The sequence below is a fragment of the Rhodococcus sp. 24CO genome, assembly GCF_050586165.1.
Lineage (GTDB): Bacteria > Actinomycetota > Actinomycetes > Mycobacteriales > Mycobacteriaceae > Rhodococcus_F.
The window spans coordinates 104,468-123,605 of record NZ_JAZFNF010000004.1; the positions used below are offsets into that span (position 1 = coordinate 104,468).

Here is a 19,138-nt window from a genome sequence, read left to right on the forward strand (position 1 = left end):
AGTCCCCCGGATGGGTCACTGCGCGCACTCCTTCGAGCGCACGCAATCGAAGAAAGGTTAGCTGAACGGTAACAGACCGATCCGTGACAGGCTAGGCGTATGCCGGATTCCGGACCTAGGGCCGAAAATGTCCTGCCTGATCAGCTAAAGGACGAATCGGGCAAACGTAGCCAAATGGAAGCTGAATCAGCGAAGTTCGAGAAAGGACGTCAACTCGGCTGCGGCGGCCTGGCCGGCGCGGTTCGCACCGATTGTCGACGAGGAGGGCCCGTAGCCAACCAGATGCACACGAGGATCGGAAGCCACTTGGGTTGCGAGGCGACCGCTCATCTCGATTCCGCCGCCGGTCCCACGCAGCCGAAGCGGCGCCAGGTGGTCGAGCGAACTCCGAAACCCGGTGCACCACAAGATGACATCGGCATCCACAGTTGTGCCGTCGGCCCACCGCACCCCGTGCGGAAGGATCTCCGAGAACATCGGTCGCCGCGACATCACGCCACGTTCGCGTGCCGCACGAATGGCGGGCGTCACCGGCAGTCCGGTGACCGACACAACCGACCCTGGCGGCAAACCGCGTCGAACCCGGTCCTCGACCATGGCGACGGCATCCCGACCGATCTCCGGGGAAAACGGTTCGTCGCGAAACTCCGGTTCGCGGCGCGTCACCCACGTGGTGGTCGTGACCTGTGAAATCTCGTCGAGCAACTGCACCGCGGAGATGCCACCGCCGACAACAACAACATGTTTGCCCGCGAACTCGTGGGCCGAGTAGTAGTCCTTGGTGTGTAACTGGCGCCCACGGAACGACGCGGCGCCGCGGTAGTAAGGAATGAACGGGCGCTCCCACGTTCCGGTCGCATTGATCAGCCCGCGTGCCGCGTAGACGCCGTGGTCGGTCTCGATCCGTAGACGTTCCTGCCTCGGACACACCACCCGCGTATGAACCGGTCGGTGAACGGGCAGTTCGAATTGCTTCTCGTACAACTCGAAGTAGTGGGGGACCGCCACCGACGCCGGTACCTGCTCGGCGTCGGTTCCTGTCGTTTCCGCGAACGACATGCCCGGGAGATCGTGAACTCCGTTGACAGTGCTCAAAGTCAGGCTCGGCCACCGAAACTGCCAGGCACCGCCGGGACCGGCTGCGTGATCGAGCACGACAAATCCCGATTCGGGCAGAACGGAGAACTTGCGGAGGTAGTACGCCGCAGACAATCCGGCCTGGCCGGCGCCGATCACCACGATGTCGACATCGACGCTCTCGCTGCGTCCCTCGTCACTATCGTTCGTACTCATCGGTAATCTAACCTCCTGATGCGCAGAACTCTGCGGTGAGAGAACTACGTGGTCGGCAAACTGCATTCGGATCAACCCCTTGCGCACGAGCCTTCCAGAAAAGAAAGTGAGCGGACATGATCGGGACTTCCCGTGACGGCAATGTCGTGACCATCGAATTGCAGCGTCACGAGCGTCGCAACGCGCTCAGCGCGGAACTCTGCATCGCGATCAAGGATGCAGTGAATGCCGCCGTCGCCGATCGCGCTCACGTCATCGTGATCACCGGCCAGGGGTCTGCATTCTGTGCCGGTGCCGACCTGTCCGGTGATGTCTACATGGAAGGCTTCACCGACCGGCTCTTCGAGATGCTCCGCTCGATCGACACGGCACCGATCCCGGTGATCGCCGCCGTCAACGGTCCGGCCATCGGTGCAGGCACGCAGCTGGCGATAGCCTCCGACCTGCGCGTTGTTGCCCCGGCGGCGCGGTTCGGCATCCCAGCGGCGACGCTGGGTGTATCTGTCGACAAATGGACGATGCGACGGTTGGCCTCACTCGTCGGCGGTGGCCCCGCTCGCACCGTTCTCCTCGGCATCGAGCAGATCGGCGCCGAAGAAGCATTCAACCGCGGACTTGCCAACAAGATCGGCACCCTCGACGACGCCCAGGAATGGGCGCATCGCATCGCCAACCTCGCACCACTGTCCTTGCGTCATATGAAGATGGTCCTCAACGACGACGGGACGATGGAAGAGCAGTCGCCCGAGCAACTCGACGCACTGCACGCCGCGTGGCTCAGTGACGACGTGCAGGAAGCCCGCGCCGCCCGCATCGAGAACCGCCCACCGGTCTTCAAAGGAAAATAGTCGCGTCCCGCTCCGTCGGCAAATAGTCGCGTCCCGCTCCGTCGGCAAATAGTCGCTAGTCTGGGCCGAATGAAGACGACGACGCTTCTCGGTGCTGCCGCGGTTACTGCAGCAGCAGGATGGATAGCCCGCGCCGCATGGGGAATCCCGACGCAGATCGGGGCGTCGCGCAATGCGGTGCAACCCTATGCGGCGATGTCACCTCGATATCGGAATCGTCAGTTCCACAACTCGGATCCCAGCAGCATGCTGGTGCCGGGCACCGATGCCGGGATGGCGAAATCGCTGCTTACTCGCGGTTCGACGGGTCGGCCTCGCGCACCCATCCCGTTGGCGACGCCGCTCGCACCCGCTCAGGCCGGGGGAGCAGCGGTCACCTGGTACGGGCATTCGAGTGTCCTCGTAGAGGTGGACGGTTACCGGGTGCTAGCCGATCCCGTGTGGAGTGAGCGTGTATCGCCTTCTGCCACAGTCGGTCCCGCGCGCATGCACGCCGCTCCGGTGGCGTTGGCGGACCTCCCGGAAGTGGATGCGATTGTCATCTCCCACGATCATTACGACCACCTCGACATGGCGACGGTCAAGACGCTGACCCGCACCCAGACGGCGCCCTTTGTGGTACCGATCGGGATCGGCGCGCATCTACGGCATTGGAAGGTGCCGGAGAACCGCATCGTCGAATTGGACTGGGACGAGTCGACGACTATCGGTGACCTGGTGCTTACCTGCACCGAAGCTCGACACTTTTCCGGGCGAGGTCTTGTCCGCAACGCGACTCAGTGGGCATCGTGGGTGTTTGCCGGGCCGAAGCATCGGGTGTTCTTCGGAGGGGACAGCGGATACACACCGCGGTTCGTTGAACTCGGCACCACGTATGGTCCTTTCGACCTGACCCTATTGCCCGTCGGCGCGTACGACGTGCGGTGGCCGGACATCCACATGAACCCGGAGGAGGCGGTCCAGACCCACGCGGATCTGAACCGCGGCGACCCCGCGCGCGGGGTGTTTGTTCCGATCCACTGGGCTACGTTCAACTTGGCGTTCCATTCGTGGTCCGAGCCGATCATCAGATTGACCGAAGCTGCCGCCGATGTCGGCACGGCGGTGGCGGTGCCGATGCCGGGTGGACGGATCGACGCGCTGTCCGCGCAACCGCCGACAAAATGGTGGATTCCCCTGGGGTAACCGATCGACTCGAGTCGGTGAGCGGAGTCGGACCCGGTTTCGTCTCGGCGAGTGCGTAATCTTTGACCATGGCTCACGAGCACATCGGTTCAGAAGGCACGGCGACCTCGATCGCGACGGGTGGTGACGGGGACGCCGTCGACGTTGTCCGGGGCCTGACCGCAGATCAGGTTGCGTCGCGGATCGCGTCGGGGCAGACGAACGACGTACCCGATCGGGCCTCTCGTTCGGTCAAGGACATCGTTCGAGGCAATGTGTTCACGAGGATCAACGCGATCCTGCTGGTGCTGTTGGCGATTGTTCTGGCAACCGGTTCCGTGATCGACGGAATGTTCGGACTGCTGATCATCGCGAACAGCGGTATCGGCATCATCCAGGAGATCCGCGCCAAGAAAACTCTGGACGCCTTGGCCATCGTCAGTCAAGCGAAGCCGATGGTCCGGCGTGACGGTGTTGCTGTTGCGTTGGCTCCCAAAGACGTTGTGCTCGATGACATTATCGAATTGGGTTCGGGTGATCAGATTGTCGTCGACGGCGAAGTGGTGTCGTCGTCCGCGCTCGAAGTGGACGAGTCGTTGCTCACCGGCGAAGCAGATCCGGTGCACAAGAGCGTCGGTGAATCGATACTCTCGGGCAGTTTTGTTGCCGCGGGCAGCGGCGCGTATCGCGCCACGAAGGTCGGCGGCGACGCATATGCCGCGAAGCTCGCGGACGAGGCCAGCAAGTTCACGCTCGTTCATTCGGAACTGCGGAGCGGCATCGACCGCATTCTGAAGTTCATCACGTACCTGATGATTCCGGCCGGTGCGCTGATCATCTACAACCAGCTGTTCTCGAGCGGCGAGTCGCTCGGTCCGGCCCTGAACGGCATGGTCGCGGCTCTGGTCCCGATGGTCCCCGAGGGCCTGGTGCTCATGACGTCCATCGCTTTTGCCGTCGGCGTCATTCGATTGGGCAAGCGGCAGTGCCTCGTTCAGGAATTGCCTGCCATCGAGGGGCTCGCTCGCGTCGACGTCGTCTGTGCGGACAAGACCGGAACTTTGACCGAGAACGGTATGCGGTTGTCCGAGTTGAAACTCGCCGACGGGTCTGCCGACGAGTCGGTGATCAACGCCGCGCTCGCCGCGATGGCTGCGTCCGACCCTCGGCCCAACGCCAGTGTTCTGGCGATCCGTGAGTCCCTGACCGACGACGCAGGGTGGGGTGAAGCTACTTCGGTGGCACCTTTCTCGTCCGCGAAGAAGTGGAGCGGGCAGTCGTACGGCATTCACGGAAACTGGGTGCTCGGTGCTCCGGACGTGCTGCTCGATCCGTCGTCGGAGATGGCCCGTCTGGCAGAAGAAGTCGGTTCCAGCGGGCTTCGTGTTCTCATGTTGGGCAGCAGCAACCTGCCGGTCGACGACGTCGACGCTCCGGGCGTCGTGACACCGGAAGCCTTGGTTGTCCTGGAGCAGAAAGTTCGCCCGGACGCGCAGGAAACGTTGGAGTACTTCGCAAGTCAACGGGTAGCCGTCAAGGTCATCTCCGGTGACAATGCCGTGTCCGTCGGTGCTGTCGCGGGTTCGCTCGGGCTGGAGGGCGGTGATCGCCCGATCGATGCGCGTGAGCTTCCCGGTGATCAGGAGAAACTGGCCGATGTTCTCGACGGGGCAACCACCTTCGGACGCGTCCGCCCCGATCAGAAGCGAGAAATGGTTGCGGCCTTGCAGTCTCGCGGCCACACCGTCGCGATGACCGGCGACGGTGTCAACGACGTTCTGGCACTCAAGGACGCCGACATCGGAGTCTCGATGGGATCCGGCAGTCCCGCGACGCGCGCTGTCGCTCAGATCGTGCTGTTGGACAACAAGTTCGCGACGTTGCCGTACGTGGTGGCCGAGGGTCGCCGGGTGATCGGCAATATCGAACGTGTCTCCAACCTGTTCCTGACCAAGACCGTGTACTCGGTGGTGCTCGCGTTCCTGGTCGGAATCACCGGTGTGCTGTCGAAGATGCTCGACTTCGAACCGTTGTCGTATCCGTTCCTGCCGCGCCACGTCACTATCGCGGCCTGGTTCACGATCGGTATCCCGGCGTTCATTCTTTCGCTGGCGCCCAATAACGAGCGGGCCCGTTCCGGCTTCGTGCCGCGCGTGATGCGGTTGGCTTTGCCGTCGGGAATCATCATCGGCGTCACCACGTTCATCGCGTACGTGCTTGCGCACCGTAATCACGATCTGACACCTGAGCAGGAAGGTACCACTGCTCTGATCACGTTGATCATGATCGCGCTGTGGGTACTGGCCGTGGTCGCGCGTCCGTACGTGTGGTGGAAGCTGGTGCTGATCGGCGGTTCCGTGGCCGGCTACCTGATCTTGTTCGCGTTGCCGTTCACCCGCGAGTTCTTCAAGTTGGATCCGAGCAACGTGGCCGCAACAACACTTGCGATCAGTCTCGGTGCGGTTGGCGTCGTATTGGTGGAGGTGTCCTGGTGGGTCAGCGCCCGGTTGCACGGTGAGAAGCGAAAGCTGTTCACCACGCCGGACGATCTGCCAGGGGAACACCATCACGCGGAGGCGCAGAAGTAGTTCCCAGCCCGCCCACCTTGATGGCGTCACATCGTTCGACCTGTGAGAATCTATGTGTGTGCGGAGGTTCTACTTTCCGCAGCAGGATGTGCATGAGCACCGGGAGAGGACACAAAATGGGTTTCTTGGACAACGTCAAGGGTCTGGTCGAGAAGGGCCAGGAACTTGCCTCGGAGAACTCCGACAAGGTTCACGGCGCAATCGACAAGGTCGCCGACATCGCCGACAACAAGACCGGCGGAAAGTACGGCAGTCAGATCGACAAGGCAGCCGAGGCTGCCAAGAAGGCTGTTCCCGAAAAAGAGTAGCCCGCCAGCAATCAGGAGCCCACAACTCGATGAGGTTGTGGGCTCCTGTGCGTCCGCTGGGTGACTTGTCAGTCTGGGCGGGCACAATGAACGGGTGAACTTCACCTGGATTCTGCTGGTCGTCATCGCCGCCATCGCAGTGACAGGGCTGGCGAATCGCCGGAATCTTCAGGCGCCTCTGGTTCTGGTAGCTGTGGGTTCGGTCGCGTCGTTCATCCCGGGAATGCCTCGGCCCGAACTCGATCCACACGTCATTCTGGGTGTAGTGCTTCCACCGTTGCTCTATTCGGCTGCACTGAAATTCTCGGTGGCGACCTTCAAACGCAACCTCGCGGCGATCTTGCGTCTGGGTGTCGGGATGGTCCTCGTGACGGCTTTCGTGGTCGCCTTCTTTGCCGAATGGATGGTTCCGGAATTCACGATCGGTGCGGCTCTGGTGCTCGGCGCGGTGGTCGCACCCACCGACGCGGTCAGCGCCGTGGCAGTAGGACAGAAACTCGGATTGCCCAAGCGCGTCATAGCAATTCTCACCGGCGAAGGCCTGGTCAACGACGCTACCGCGTTGACCCTGTTCACCGTCGCCGTCGCCGCGGTGACGGGTACTCGGATCGCCACGGATTCGCCGTTGCTGTTCTTCGTCTACGAAGTTGTCGGTGGCGTGGTGATCGGTTTGGTGCTCGCGTTCATCGTGAAATTCGTGCGAGCCCGGATGTACGATTCGCCTCTCGAAACCGGTTTGGGCCTGGTACTTCCGTTTGCCGCGTATCTGGCCGCGGAAGAACTCCATGCGTCGGGCGTTCTCGCGGTTGTGGTCGCGGGCTTGGTGATCGGACACTATTCGACGGATGCCTCGATCATGACGAGACTGCAGGAACGATCCGTCTGGTCGAGCCTCGACACGCTACTCGAGATGTTCGTGTTCGCCTACATGGGTCTGCAGTTGAGTTTCGTGATCGACGATGTCGTGAACGACGGTCTTCCGGTGGTCAACGTAATCCTGTACGGGCTTGCGGTGTTGGCAGTGGTCATCGTGATCCGGCCGCTGTGGTTGTTCCTGAGCTACTCCCGGGTGCGGTTCGGGATAACGCTGCGGCGGGGCCAGCGTCAGAAACAGTTGACGTGGAAACAGAACGTAGTCGTCTCCTGGGCCGGAATGCGCGGCGTGGTTACTCTTGCCGCGGCCGGCGGTATTCCGTTTGCACTCTCCACCGGTGAACCGTTTCCCGGCCGCGGCGTCATTCAGGCGATTGCGTTCATCGTCGCGGTGGGAACCCTGCTCTTGCAAGGTTCCACGCTGCCGTTCCTGATCCGCAGGCTCGACGTTGCCGATCCGTATGAACAGTTGCGCACGCAGGAGCAAATGGAGTTGGCGCGCACCATTTCTCGTCAAGCCGGCGAGAAAGCGCTGGCCGACGTGGTGGCTAGTCCGCCGCCAGGTGTCGCCGGCGCCGAACTGCAGGCAATCGTCGAACGCGTGCGACGCTCGATGCAGGCCAGACTCCAAGTGCAGGAGACGGACGAGAACAATGATCGCGACACGGCGATGTGGAATGCGGGTGCATTGTTCGACAAGTTCCGGCATCAGTCGTTGCGCACACAGCGCATGGCATTGATTGCAGCGAGGGACGACGGTGATCTCGACGACGAGGTATTGCGTACCGTGTTGGAGAGTCTTGATCTCGAAGAGGCTGCAGCTGAGGAACGGGTACGGCGCCGCCGCGCTCGCGCGGCGGCCGGAGGGGACGGCACAGCATGAGTGCACGACTGCGGCACGTGATCTGGGGGACGCTCGCGGCGAGTGCCCTTGTGGTGAGTTCGGCCTGCGGATCTGTAGGAACCGAGGAGACAACGGGAACGCAGGCGCCGACCACCACATCGGTGGCGCAGGCTCTGCCGGCCCCCGTGAGCGCAGCACGCGGGGTTGTCTTCGACGACCAACCGTTTGCGACAACCGCTGCCGCAGGTGCGAGCGCCCGGAAGATTCTGTACGGCTCCACATCCGGCGTCGACGGCCGCGAAACGCAGGTGTCGGGAACGGTATTCATCCCACCGGGAACTGCTCCTGCCGGCGGCTGGCCCATCGTTTCGGTCGGCCACGGCACCACGGGAATCTCCGACGATTGCGCACCGTCCACGTCGCCGACGCTCCTCGGGACGATGGGGTTGGTGGAGCCGCTGCTGAACGCGGGTTACGTTGTTGCGGTCTCGGATTTCGAGGGGCTGGGGACTCCCGATCCGCACCCGTACCTGCAACCGGATACCGCCGCCTACAACGTGATCGACGCGGTGCGCGCGGCACGTAACATCGTCCCGGACACGTCGGACAGGTGGGCCACTCTGGGACTCTCACAAGGTGGTCAGGCGTCGTGGGCAGCTGCGGAGAAGGCAGGCGAATACGGGGACGGACTCGAATTTGTCGGTGCGGCAAACCTTTCGCCCGCGGCCGATATCTCGCCGATCATCACCAGCGGCGCGGATGTGAATCTGTCACTGCCCCAACAATTGTTGCTGCCGTACGTTCTCGAGGGCCTGTCGCTGTCTCATCCGGATCTCGAGCGTGAGGACTACGTACACGGAGCGTTTGCGGAGAATTACGAACTGCTGTCATCGTGCCTCACGGCCAGGGCACCCGAGAAGTTGTCGTTGGTGGGGAAGGTGACGCCTGCCGATACGCGCCCAGCTACTGACGCCGATGCCGATCGAATTCACGGTTGGCTGAGCGACATCGCGCTGCCACGCCGACAAGCGAGCGGCCCGATGTATGTGGTGGTCGGGGCAAACGACAACCTCATTCTCCCCGAGTGGACCGAGGCTGCGGTGGCCAGAGCTTGTTCCGACGGCGACGTGATCGAGTTCGTCTCGCGGCCAGGGGAGGGGCACGCCGACGGCCGGGCCGTTCCCGGGGCCGTTCAATGGATTCAGGATCGCTTCAGCGGTGTGCCCGCGCCCAGTACCTGCGGTGCCTAGATGAGTCCGACGGTTGCTGTCCTGCTTGCCTGCGTGGTTGCCCTCCTCAGCGCGGCTCTGGCTACGGTCTGGATGCGGACCAGACGTGAAGTCACCTCACCCACCGAACGAGCGGTCCACACGGCACTGCATACGGCTTCCCTTGCCGCCCGGCCTCTTCGGCGCGGACTCGACAGCGATTCGGCTGCCGAAGCGGCACCCCATCTGCGCGAGTTGACCGGTGCTCGAGGTTTTGGCATCACCGACGCGGCGGGAGTTGTGCTGGCGTGGAACGGGCCGCACGAATCGATGGCCGAGCAGTTCCACGATGCTGCCCTGCGTGCGATCGAAGGCGAGCGCCGGGTACTCGTGACCTACTCGGACCTGGTGCGGGGCAGCGACGATCACGCGGTACGTGCCTTGATCGCCCAGCCCCTTCTCATCGAGGACAGCGGCGTGGTCGGGGTATTGGGGATCGTCACGACGGAGGACCCTTGGCCCGGCATGCTCGGCGCGATCACGGAGGTCGCTCGCTATGCGTGCAGCCAAATAGAACTTGCCGATCTCGACGCGTCGCGGGCGCGGCTCGACCGAGCGGAAGTTCGCGCACTGCGCGCGCAGATCAGCCCACATTTCATCTACAACGCACTCAATACCGTGGCGTCGTTCGTTCGTACCGATCCGACGCGGGCGCGTGAGCTGATCCTCGAGTTCGCCGATTTCACGCGCTACTCGTTCCGCTCGGCGGGCGAGTTCACCTTGCTTGCCGACGAACTCCGCAACATCGATCGCTACCTGACTCTCGAGCGGGCCAGGTTCGGTGATGCGCTCGACGTGCGACTGCAGGTGGCGCCGGAAGTGCTCAACGTGGTCCTGCCGTTCCTGGCGCTGCAACCACTGGTGGAGAATGCTGTCCGGCACGGTATCTCCGGCAAACCGGAGGGCGGCACCATCAGCATCGTGGCGGCAGACGAAGGCCCCGACTGTGTCATCAGCGTCGAAGACGACGGCGTCGGTATGGACCCGGACATGCTGCGGTTCGGTTCCCTCGACGCCATCGAATCCGGGGCCGGCCGCCCCAGCGCCAGGGAGGCCGCGCACGTGGGTCTGGCCAACGTCGACGATCGTCTGCGAGCGGCATTCGGTAACGATTACGGCCTGGTGGTGGAGACCGCGCCAGGAGCCGGAACCAAGGTCAGCATGCGTGTGCCCAAGTTCAAGCAGGGCATTCGCGTGTGATCGGTGGCTTTGTGGGTTCGGTGCGGGTAGCCGTGGGAATATGGGTGTGCTGTGAATGAGACTGACATAGGTGCCCAACTGACCGTGCTTGCCGTCGACGACGAAAAACCGGCGCTCGACGAGCTGGCTTTTCTGCTGCGCGCGCAAGAATCGGTGGCGCACGTCCACACCGCGTCGGATGCAACGACGGCGCTGCGGATTCTTCGTGACGGCGGCATCGACGGCGTTTTTCTCGACATCAACATGCCAGGACTGGACGGTTTGGAACTGGCCGGGATTCTCTCCAATTTTGCGACTCCGCCGCCGGTTGTCTTTGTGACCGCGCACGACGATCGGGCAGTGGCCGCCTTTGATCTCGGTGCGGTCGACTACCTCCTCAAGCCGTTGCGCGAAGAGCGGCTGGCACAGGCAGTGAGTCGGATCGTGGGTCTCGCGGGGCGTAAACAGGCCGGCGCACAAGCCGATGCCGCATCCATCGACGAAGTGATTCCGGTGGAACTCGGCGGCGTCACGACACTGGTGCAGCGCTCGGCGGTGGAATGGGTCGAAGCCGACGGCGATTACGCGCGGTTACATACGGCAGGTAAGTCGCATCTGGTGCGGATCCCGATTTCTACCCTCGAATCCCGTTGGGCCGATGCGGGTTTCCTGAGGGTTCACCGTTCGTACCTGGTGTCCCTTGCCTTGGTGACCGGAATTCGCACCGTCGGCAGTGGTTTGGTGGTGACTCTTCGCCCGCACAGTGGCAAGCCGCCTGTGGAGTTGCCGGTGAGCCGTCGGCATACCCGCGAGTTGAAGGATCGGTTGGTGCGCACCCCCAAGCAGAGTTGGTTGTCGCGGTGAGTGGGCACATCGATCCGCCGGTGCGTCAGCGGGTGGTGCTGGCGCAGCGTCACGGCGCCCGCATCGTGCGTACTCGGGTAGAAGTGCAGGAACAGACCGAGGTCGGCGACGCCATGATCCGGGGTCTGGTTCGTGCCCAGCTGGGTCTGGCAATTCGGCTGACTGTGGTCGTAGCCGGATCATTGTGCGCGATACCGCTGTCGACCATGCTTTTTCCGGCGCTGGCGGATTACTCGGTATGGGGGATCAGGCTTCCGTGGCTGGTGACGGGCGGCGCCGTGTTGCCATTGCTGCTGATCACCGGGTGGGTGTTCGTGCGCCGTGCTGAACGCAACGAGCAGGACTTCACCAATCTCGTGGACGACTGAGCGCGGGCGCTGTGGGTGGGCAATCTATTCCGGTGTTGACGGTGTTGGGCATCGTGGCGGCGGCAGTGGCGACAGTGGCGATCGGTATCTACGGAGTGCGGCTTTCTCGCACCACGTCCGACTTTCTGGTTGCCTCCCGCACGGTGGGGCCGCAGTGGAATGCCACGGCGATTTCCGGTGAATACCTTTCTGCTGCGTCTTTTCTCGGTGTTGCCGGTCTGGTGGCGAAGTACGGAGCGGACGCGCTGTGGTACCCGATCGGGTTCACCGCAGGCTATCTGGCGCTACTGCTTTTTGTTGCCGCGCCGCTCCGAAGATCGGGCGCGTACACCGTTCCGGACTTCGCTGAATTCCGGTTGGGTTCACCGCGTTTACGGAAATTGGCAATGCTCGTGGTTGCGATGGTGTGCATTCTCTACCTGATTCCGCAGTTCCAGGGGGCCGGTCTGACCCTCAATATCCTTCTCGGCGTGCCGAGTTGGATCGGTGGGGTTGTGGTCGGGGTGATAGTCATCGCCAATGTCGTCGGTGGCGGCATGCGATCCGTCACGTTCGTTCAGGCATTCCAATACTGGCTCAAGCTGTCTGCGGTGGCGATTCCGGCTGTGGCACTGGCCTTCTACTTCTTTACGGACGAACACGACGTAGGTGCTCCGGCGCCGCCGACGGTCAGTGAGCAGACCACAGTGGACATCACCACCGACGTTGTGGTGCAGGTGGCCGAACCGGTGACCGTGCAGGGAGGAACGTTGGATGGTCGCTCCGCCACGGGCAGCGTTGTCCTCGAACCGGGCGAGCACACCCTCGGTGAGGGGATGTCGATGGTTCTGGAAGCCGGTGCAGCCGTGCCGGTGGTAGCCGGGGCGCCGGCGCACAATTCGGATTGGATTACGCCCGGTTGGGGATTCGGCGGTCCGCACCCGACATATCAGGTGTATTCGCTGATGCTCGCGACCTTCCTCGGGACGCTCGGATTGCCGCACGTACTGGTGCGGTTCTACACCAATCCGGACGGGCGGACGGCACGGCTGACGTCGCTGGCCGTCGTAGGTCTGGTTGGTGTCTTCTACTTTTTTCCGGTCCTGCTCGGAGTGTTCGCTCGGTTGTACGTTCCGCAGTTGCTGATCACCGGAACCTCGGACGCGGCAGTGCTGCTGTTGCCTGGTTCGGTGTTCTCGGGGTGGGGCGGGCAGTTGCTGGCGGCGCTGGTGGCGTCGGGCGCGATTGCCGCGTTCCTCTCCACGTCGTCTGGCCTGCTCGTGAGTATCGCCGGTGTGATCAGCACCGACGTCCTACGAGGGCGGATACGTGATTTCCGGATCGCCGCTCTCCTGTCCGGTGCGATTCCGCTGGCCATGTCACTTGCCGTGGTGTCGGTCGATCTCTCGATCACCGTCGGGTTGGTGTTTGCCGTCGCCGCGTCGACGCTCTGCCCGTTGCTCCTGCTCGGCGTCTGGTGGCGCGGATTGACCGCGGTCGGCGCCGGCGCAGGCATGGTGGTGGGCGGCTTTGTAGCCGGGTCGGCAGCAACGGTCGCGATCCTCGGCGGATTGTCGGAAACGGTGTTGAGCGGGTGGCCCGCTGCGATCTTCGCGTTTCCGGCCGCAGTCAGCGTGCCGCTCGCGTTCGCCACGATGGTTGTTGTCAGTAAGGCATCGAGCAAGCAGGTACCTGCGGATATAGCGCGAATCTTCACCCGTATGCATGCTCCCGAGCGTCTGGACATGGGCTCCGACCGCGAAGACGAGCTCCGTCAGCCCTGATTTCGGCGTGCCGTTGGTCGCGCGGGCGTGACCGTTCAGCGCACGACTCGACTGCTCACCGTGTGAGCGCCACCACAGCCATTTTATGTGACTCCGATCTCACTAACGTCTGCACGTAGTTCACTTCACACGCGAGGCGAGGAGCCGGCAGTGTCCACAGCAGAAGTCAGTGAGGGGTCGCCGCAAGAGCGGCGGACCCCGGATGCCCAGGCATTCATAGACATGCAAGCAAGTCCCGAGTTCCAGGAACTGCGGACGCGCCTGCGCAAGTTCGTTTTCCCCATCACTGCATTCTTTCTGCTCTGGTATGCGGTGTACGTCCTTCTGGCGACTTACGCCCACGACTTCATGGCGACCAAGGTCCTCGGCAACATCAACCTCGGCATCATTCTCGGCCTCGGACAGTTCGTGACGACGTTCGCGATCACCGCCTGGTACGTGAAGTTCGCCGGCCGCGAGCTCGACCCGCGTTCCGCTGCTATCCGTGACGAGCTGGAAGGCCCCGTATCGTGATCACCACACTCGCCGCGTCCGGGACGGATGTGGGTAACCCCGTCTTCAACATCGCGATCTTCCTCGCGTTTGTCGTCGTCACGATGACGCTGGTCATTCGCGCCAGTCGCACCACGAAGAAGGCATCCGATTTCTACACCGGTGGCGGGCAGTTCACCGGTCCGCAGAACGGTTTTGCCATCGCCGGTGACTACCTTTCAGCTGCCTCCTTCCTCGGGATCGCCGGGGCCATCGCCGTTTACGGTTACGACGGCTTCCTCTACTCCATCGGCTTCCTCGTCGCGTGGCTCGTGGCTTTGCTTCTGGTTGCCGAATTGCTGCGGAACACCGGCAGATTCACGATGGCCGACGTATTGAGCTTCCGTCTCAAGCAGCGCCCCGTGCGTATGGCTGCGGCACTCTCCACTCTCGCCGTCTCGCTCTTCTACCTGTTGGCCCAGATGGCCGGTGCCGGTGGACTTGTCGCGCTGCTGCTCAATATCGAAGGCAAGACCGGTCAGGCGATCGTGGTTGCCATCGTCGGCGTGCTGATGATCGTCTACGTCTTGGTCGGCGGTATGAAGGGCACCACCTACGTGCAGATGGTGAAGGCCGTTCTGCTGGTGGCCGGCGCCGGAGTCATGTTCGTGCTCGTGCTCTTCGCGGTCCGGGGTAACTTCTCCCAGCTCCTTGCGGATGCACAGAACGTGGTCAGTAACTCCTCCAACGAAGCTGTTGCCGGTCGCGACATTCTTGCTCCGGGCGCAAAGTACGGGCTGACCGGGATGACGCAGCTCGACTTCATCTCTCTCGGAATCGCTTTGGTACTCGGCACGGCAGGCCTGCCGCACGTGCTCATGCGCTTCTACACCGTCCCCACCGCCAAGGAAGCTCGCCGTTCCGTCACCTGGGCGATCGCACTGATCGGTGCCTTCTACCTGTTCACTCTGGTACTCGGCTACGGCGCAGCCAAGATGGTCGGACCCGACGTAATCCTGGCTGCTCCCGGCAAGGAGAACTCTGCGGCACCGCTGCTGGCCTTCGAACTCGGCGGCACGATCTTCCTCGGCATCATCTCGGCAGTGGCTTTTGCCACCATCCTCGCGGTGGTCGCCGGTCTCGCGATCACGGCTTCGGCGTCGTTTGCTCACGACATCTACGCCAGTGTCATCAAGCGCGGCAACGCAACCGAAGAACAGCAGGTTCGGGTTTCACGCATCACCGTTGTCGTGATCGGTGTCATCTCGATCGTTCTCGGTATCGGCGCCATGGGCCAGAACATCGCCTTCCTGGTGGCTCTCGCCTTTGCTGTTGCGGCCTCGGCGAACCTGCCGACCCTGCTGTACTCGCTCTTCTGGAAGAAGTTCAACACCACGGGTGCGCTGTTCAGCATCTACGGCGGTCTGATCAGTTGCTTGACACTGATCGTGTTCTCCCCGGCCATCTCGGGCAAGCCGTCGTCGATGCTCCCGAACTCCGACTTCGCGTGGTTCCCGCTCTCCAACCCCGGCATCGTCTCGATCCCGCTGGCATTTGCCCTCGGCATCATCGGTACCTACATCGGGCGCAACAAGCCCGAGGATCCGGCCAAGCAGGCTGAGATGGAAGTTCGTTCCCTCACCGGCGTCGGCGTCGAAAAGGCTGTCGATCACTAGTAGGGGCATTCGGCCCTCGTGCGCCTTTCTGGTACCTCCGGTAACCAGAAAGGCGCACAGCGCTATTGTCCCCCCATGGCAAAACTCACAGTGAAGATCGACGTCCCCCTTCCGCCGCAGGAAGTGTGGGACAAGGCATCAGATCTCAGTGGTTACGAGAATTGGCTTGTCGTCCACGACGGTTGGCGAGGGGAACTTCCCGAACAGTTGGGGGTGGGAACCGAGATCACCTCAGTTGTGACGGTGAAGGGCCTGCGTAATCGTGTGCGCTGGACCATCAAGAAGTACGACGTGCCCACGGCGTTGTCGCTCAAGGGTGACGGCAAGGGTGGGGTCAAGCTGGGGCTCGAACTCGACGTTCGGCCCAAGGGCGCTGGTTCGGAGTTGGCGTTGACTGTCGAACTCGGTGGCGCTCCGCTTTTCGGACCTATCGGTTCCGGGGTTGCTCGGGCACTCAAAGGGGATATCGAGCAGTCGTTGGCGCAGTTCGTTCGAATCTACGCCTGAAATCTCGCCAGTAGTTACTTTGCGGCAAACGTGAGTTAGGATTCTTTTCGGCGGGATAAACCGGGCATAGGTTTGTTATGAACCTGGTGCTCCGCCGGAGAGGATTCCGCACATGTCTGGTCGTCACGGCTCGTCCGGGGTACCCACAGCGTCGATGCCGCGATCGGTGAAAGTACTGGTCGCAGTGCTGTCCGTGGTTGCCGTCGCAGGTTCCGCGGCATTTGCCGTCACGTTCAGCAATCTGGGAGAGGATGCTCCGTCGGTCACGCCCAACGCCGCTACCTCGGAGTGCGCGCAGACCGACAACCTGGTGCTGGCAGTTGATCCGTCCATCGCCACCGGCGTCGAGGCGGTTGTGGCGACCATCGATCCGGAAAAGCTCGGTTGCGCTTCGTTCACCGTGGTGTCCCAGGACTCGGCTCGAACGTACGGGGATCTTGCGCTCGGACGTTCCGGTCCGGCGATCTGGATACCCGATTCGTCAGAATGGCTCGACAAGGCCGGGGCGGGTGGTCGGTCCATCTCGAAGGTCAGCGAGTCGGTAGCGTCCACACCGGTAGTCACGGTGTCGAAATCCGGCGAAACTACCAGTCCGGCAAGCTGGCTCGACGTCCTGGCAGTTCCAGGTCTGCACATCGGTGATCCGCTTTCCAGCGCTGTTTCCAGCGCGCCCATCGTTGCCGCGTTTGCCGAAACTCAGGCTCGTAGCGGCGATACCGCGTCCATCTCGGCCGCATTGGTTCCCGTGGCGCAAGCTCAACTCGGAAATGTGAAGGAAGCCGGTTCGACCGTCCGGATAGAAAAGGTTGCCGCGGACAGCGGAACCGCGGTCACCACAGAACAGACGTTCATCGCGTACATGGCCGCTCATCCCGACGCTCGGTTGACCGCCGCAGTGCCCACGTCCGGCACGGTGTTCATGAATTACCCGATGGCACTGACCGGAGATTCGACTGCAATGCCGGCGGCACAGGTTCTCGCCGACGCACTCACGTCTGACAGCGGCCGCACAGCTCTGTCCGGTCTGGGTTTTCGTGCAGCGGGCAACGAACCGTTGCCGAGCGGTGGCGTCGGGGTGATCGCGCCGTTGGTACCGAGCGATCCGTCTGTTGTGACCACAGCGCTGGCGCGCTACGAGATTCTGTCCCGGCCCTCCCGAGCGCTTGCGGTTGTCGACGTCTCCGGTTCGATGGATTACATGGAGGGCGGTGTTACCCGAATGGCCGCCACGGCGCAGGCCGGCGACATCGCGATCCGAATGTTCCCTGCCAATGCGCAATTGGGTCTGTGGGCCTTCTCGATCGACCTCGGCGACGGCACCGATTACCGCGAACTCGAACCAATTGCGCGCATGGATGCGCCAGCGGGCGACACCGATCATCGGAGCGAACTTCTGTCTCACGTCGACGATCTACCGTCACTTGTCGGTGGCGGAACTGGGCTGTACGACAGTGTTCTGGCGGCATTTCGTCAGATCCAGAGCACCTATGACCCGTCGTCGATCAACTCGGTCATCCTCCTGACCGACGGTGCCAACGACGATCCGTCCGGTATTTCGCGGGAGGAGTTGCTCGACACGCTTGCGCGCGAGCGCGATCCCGCCCGTCCCGTGCCGATCATCACCATCGGGGTGACAGGCGATGCGGATACCGAAGTGCTGAAACAGATTTCAGAAGTCACCGGTGGAAACAGTCACTTCGCACCCACGCCCGCCGATATACCCAAGGTGTTTGTCGGCGCGATCAGCGGCCGGGGCAACTGATCGGATCTAGTCGAGGATCTTTGCGTCAGCAGTATCGGTGATCCATTCGGTGGCAAGATCTTCGAGAGTTCCGTCGGCGTACAGTGAGTCGACTGCGGCCGACACACACGCGGTGAGTGGACTGTTCTTCTCGAGGACGGCACCGAAGAACTCGGTGACGGCGTTCGGCCGCGGAAACTGTCCGACGATCACGGACTGTGCCAGTTCGGTATCCGTGATGTGGAATCCGGTGGGAATGTCGACAACCAGAGCGTCGATCTCGCCGGCCGCCAATGCGGCCTTGGCGTCTTCGGTGTTGGCGTAACTGCGCGGCGGGGTTGACGGATTGATGGTCTCGGTGATGGCAAGCAGGCTGGTAGACCCAGCCTGCGCGCCGAGTCGGTACTGCATTAGTGAATTCAGATCCGCGGCCTGTGCGGCGCCGTTGTTCTGCAAGGCAATGACCGACTGAGCCACCGCGTAGTACGGCGAGCTGAAATCGACGGACTCGCGGCGATCTCCGGAAATCGTGAACTGGTCGAGCGCGAAGTCGAAGTCTTTGCTGCCAGGCTTCAGAGCGTCGTTGAATGCGACGCTCGTGAACGTGACCTGATCGGGGTTGTATCCAAGTTTCTCGATCACCGCGCGCGCCACCGCGCCCTCGAATCCTTGCCCGTTCGACGGATCGCCGTCGTGAAACCAGGGCTCGTACGACGGCGAACCGGTGGCGATGGTGAGCGTGCCGTCGTTGGTGGTCGTGCCACTGCCCGGACCACATTCCGTCACGGCTGCAGTGGACGGAAGTTTGGTGAAGGCCTCGGGAATGCTGGTGGTTGCTTCCGGGACTGCAGCGGCGCTCTCAGGCTGGGAGGAGCATGAACCCAACAGGATCACGGAGGCGAAGATTGCAGTTACGGCAACGCAACGTCGTGGCATAGGCACGTTGCCATCTTGCCTGTATGTCCGGTATCGCTGTGATCGGGGTCTTGTACCCGGCCAATTTTCAGGCTGCTGAGCGACGGAGAGCGAGACGTTCCGTTGGTGTTGTTCCTCCCCAGACACCGTGTGGTTCACCAGTCTCGAGTGCAAAGTTCAGGCAGTCGTCGATCACGGGGCACCGAAAGCACACCTGCTTTGCCATTTGTTCGCGCGCAAGCCGATTGCGCCCGCGTTCCTCGCCGGGTGAATAGAAAACCGCTGGATCGACGGACTTGCAGGTCGCGAGCATGCGCCAGTTGTTGTCCACACACGGCTGCGACATGCGGTGCGTTGTCATCGTGGTTGTCCTTTCGACTGGAAACTCAGTGTGGCCGGTGAGGGTTGCGCGAGGACAGGGTTCCGATCGCAGCGATTTCTACTGCCGGATCACGGGCGCTGCAGCAC

At 62.6% G+C, this 19,138-nt stretch carries 17 protein-coding genes; 14 read left to right on the forward strand and 3 right to left on the reverse strand.

What is annotated here, in order from left to right; all coding sequences use genetic code 11:
- Nucleotides 1-186: 186 nt before the first annotated feature.
- Nucleotides 187-1,293 (reverse strand): NAD(P)-binding domain-containing protein, encoded by a 1,107-nt coding sequence (locus V2B23_RS10590; RefSeq protein ID WP_430950313.1) that lies wholly within the window; start codon nucleotides 1,291-1,293, stop codon nucleotides 187-189.
- A 116-nt stretch (nucleotides 1,294-1,409) separates the two neighbouring features.
- Here V2B23_RS10590 and V2B23_RS10595 point away from each other — a divergent pair, with 116 nt between their 5' ends.
- The 14 genes from V2B23_RS10595 (at nucleotide 1,410) to V2B23_RS10660 (ending at nucleotide 17,776) form a co-directional block, all read left to right on the forward strand.
- Entirely contained in the window at nucleotides 1,410-2,141 is a 732-nt protein-coding gene (locus tag V2B23_RS10595; protein WP_045069110.1) for an enoyl-CoA hydratase, read from the forward strand.
- A gap of 69 nt (nucleotides 2,142-2,210) precedes the next feature.
- Entirely contained in the window at nucleotides 2,211-3,326 is a 1,116-nt protein-coding gene (locus tag V2B23_RS10600) for an MBL fold metallo-hydrolase (RefSeq protein WP_430950314.1), read from the forward strand.
- A 68-nt stretch (nucleotides 3,327-3,394) separates the two neighbouring features.
- Nucleotides 3,395-5,893: an HAD-IC family P-type ATPase gene (locus V2B23_RS10605; RefSeq protein ID WP_430950315.1), complete on the forward strand. Its 2,499-nt coding sequence runs from the start codon at nucleotides 3,395-3,397 to the stop codon at nucleotides 5,891-5,893.
- 116 nt (nucleotides 5,894-6,009) lie between these two features.
- The gene (locus tag V2B23_RS10610; RefSeq protein ID WP_430950687.1) at nucleotides 6,010-6,201 is read left to right on the forward strand and encodes an antitoxin; all 192 of its coding nucleotides are present in this window, start codon (nucleotides 6,010-6,012) and stop codon (nucleotides 6,199-6,201) included.
- Nucleotides 6,202-6,295: 94 nt separating this feature from the next.
- Nucleotides 6,296-7,957, forward strand: a complete 1,662-nt coding sequence (locus V2B23_RS10615; protein ID WP_430950316.1) for a Na+/H+ antiporter — start codon at nucleotides 6,296-6,298, stop codon at nucleotides 7,955-7,957.
- Complete coding sequence (locus V2B23_RS10620) at nucleotides 7,954-9,168, forward strand: lipase family protein (protein WP_430950317.1); 1,215 nt, start codon at nucleotides 7,954-7,956, stop codon at nucleotides 9,166-9,168. Before V2B23_RS10615 ends, V2B23_RS10620 begins: the two co-directional genes overlap by 4 nt.
- On the forward strand, nucleotides 9,169-10,386 hold the full coding sequence (locus V2B23_RS10625) for a histidine kinase (protein WP_430950318.1): 1,218 nt from the start codon (nucleotides 9,169-9,171) through the stop codon (nucleotides 10,384-10,386). It abuts the gene before it with no gap.
- Nucleotides 10,387-10,437: 51 nt separating this feature from the next.
- Nucleotides 10,438-11,229: a LytR/AlgR family response regulator transcription factor gene (locus V2B23_RS10630; RefSeq protein WP_430950319.1), complete on the forward strand. Its 792-nt coding sequence runs from the start codon at nucleotides 10,438-10,440 to the stop codon at nucleotides 11,227-11,229.
- A complete protein-coding gene (locus V2B23_RS10635; protein WP_430950320.1) occupies nucleotides 11,226-11,597 on the forward strand; it encodes a hypothetical protein in 372 nt (123 codons plus the stop codon). The genes V2B23_RS10630 and V2B23_RS10635 overlap by 4 nt, the downstream gene beginning before the upstream one ends.
- 11 nt (nucleotides 11,598-11,608) lie before the next feature.
- Nucleotides 11,609-13,360 (forward strand): cation acetate symporter, encoded by a 1,752-nt coding sequence (locus tag V2B23_RS10640; protein ID WP_430950321.1) that lies wholly within the window; start codon nucleotides 11,609-11,611, stop codon nucleotides 13,358-13,360.
- A 150-nt stretch (nucleotides 13,361-13,510) separates the two neighbouring features.
- Nucleotides 13,511-13,873, forward strand: coding sequence for a DUF485 domain-containing protein (locus V2B23_RS10645; protein WP_430950322.1), 363 nt, complete (start codon nucleotides 13,511-13,513; stop codon nucleotides 13,871-13,873).
- Nucleotides 13,870-15,507, forward strand: a complete 1,638-nt coding sequence (locus V2B23_RS10650) for a solute symporter family protein (RefSeq protein ID WP_430950323.1) — start codon at nucleotides 13,870-13,872, stop codon at nucleotides 15,505-15,507. Before V2B23_RS10645 ends, V2B23_RS10650 begins: the two co-directional genes overlap by 4 nt.
- Before the next feature lie 75 nt (nucleotides 15,508-15,582).
- Complete coding sequence (locus V2B23_RS10655; protein WP_430950324.1) at nucleotides 15,583-16,014, forward strand: type II toxin-antitoxin system Rv0910 family toxin; 432 nt, start codon at nucleotides 15,583-15,585, stop codon at nucleotides 16,012-16,014.
- A gap of 112 nt (nucleotides 16,015-16,126) precedes the next feature.
- Nucleotides 16,127-17,776 (forward strand): substrate-binding domain-containing protein, encoded by a 1,650-nt coding sequence (locus V2B23_RS10660; protein ID WP_430950325.1) that lies wholly within the window; start codon nucleotides 16,127-16,129, stop codon nucleotides 17,774-17,776.
- Nucleotides 17,777-17,782: 6 nt separating this feature from the next.
- Here the strand turns inward: V2B23_RS10660 and V2B23_RS10665 are convergent, their stop codons facing one another.
- Nucleotides 17,783-18,691, reverse strand: a complete 909-nt coding sequence (locus V2B23_RS10665) for a transporter substrate-binding domain-containing protein (RefSeq protein ID WP_430950688.1) — start codon at nucleotides 18,689-18,691, stop codon at nucleotides 17,783-17,785.
- 67 nt (nucleotides 18,692-18,758) lie between these two features.
- Complete coding sequence (locus tag V2B23_RS10670) at nucleotides 18,759-19,031, reverse strand: WhiB family transcriptional regulator (RefSeq protein WP_430950326.1); 273 nt, start codon at nucleotides 19,029-19,031, stop codon at nucleotides 18,759-18,761.
- Between the last annotated feature and the right edge of the window lie 107 nt (nucleotides 19,032-19,138).

Coding starts and splice junctions, on each gene's coding strand:
- V2B23_RS10590 (WP_430950313.1), bottom strand. CDS start 1,293: ATGAGTACGAACGATAGTGACGAGGGACGCAGCGAGAGCGTCGATGTC.
- V2B23_RS10605 (WP_430950315.1), top strand. CDS start 3,395: ATGGCTCACGAGCACATCGGTTCAGAAGGCACGGCGACCTCGATCGCG.
- V2B23_RS10665 (WP_430950688.1), bottom strand. CDS start 18,691: ATGCCACGACGTTGCGTTGCCGTAACTGCAATCTTCGCCTCCGTGATC.
- V2B23_RS10610 (WP_430950687.1), top strand. CDS start 6,010: ATGGGTTTCTTGGACAACGTCAAGGGTCTGGTCGAGAAGGGCCAGGAA.
- V2B23_RS10655 (WP_430950324.1), top strand. CDS start 15,583: ATGGCAAAACTCACAGTGAAGATCGACGTCCCCCTTCCGCCGCAGGAA.
- V2B23_RS10670 (WP_430950326.1), bottom strand. CDS start 19,031: ATGACAACGCACCGCATGTCGCAGCCGTGTGTGGACAACAACTGGCGC.
- V2B23_RS10660 (WP_430950325.1), top strand. CDS start 16,127: ATGTCTGGTCGTCACGGCTCGTCCGGGGTACCCACAGCGTCGATGCCG.
- V2B23_RS10620 (WP_430950317.1), top strand. CDS start 7,954: ATGAGTGCACGACTGCGGCACGTGATCTGGGGGACGCTCGCGGCGAGT.
- V2B23_RS10595 (WP_045069110.1), top strand. CDS start 1,410: ATGATCGGGACTTCCCGTGACGGCAATGTCGTGACCATCGAATTGCAG.
- V2B23_RS10600 (WP_430950314.1), top strand. CDS start 2,211: ATGAAGACGACGACGCTTCTCGGTGCTGCCGCGGTTACTGCAGCAGCA.
- V2B23_RS10625 (WP_430950318.1), top strand. CDS start 9,169: ATGAGTCCGACGGTTGCTGTCCTGCTTGCCTGCGTGGTTGCCCTCCTC.